Source organism: Leifsonia sp. SIMBA_070, assembly GCF_046534635.1.
Classification (GTDB): Bacteria; Actinomycetota; Actinomycetes; order Actinomycetales; family Microbacteriaceae; genus Leifsonia.
In genome coordinates this window covers 1-241 of record NZ_JAWRYK010000840.1, presented here as the reverse complement: position 1 = coordinate 241, position 241 = coordinate 1, and the positions used below count along the sequence as shown (strand labels likewise).

The following is a 241-nucleotide window of genomic DNA, read 5'->3' as shown; positions in this document are numbered from 1 at the left end:
CCGGCACAGATATCCGGATATTTCAGCGGTTTGTCCTCGCCTTCGGTGACCGACAGGATCACGACAGTGAAGGCCTCGCCAAGATCGAACCCCGCCGGGCAAACCAGGTTGCCGACATTCTCGATGAACAGCACGGAACGGTCTTCCAGCGGCAGTTTCTCCAGCGCATGGCCGATCATATGCGCATCGAGATGACAGCCCTTGCCGGTGTTGATCTGGATGGCCGGCGCGCCCGTCTCGC

At 60.6% G+C, this 241-nt stretch carries 1 protein-coding gene; it reads right to left on the bottom strand.

The window, feature by feature from the left end; translation table 11 throughout:
* On the bottom strand, positions 1-241 hold a 241-nt coding region (hypB, locus tag SB754_RS22585; RefSeq protein ID WP_410784506.1), incomplete at both ends, for a hydrogenase nickel incorporation protein HypB.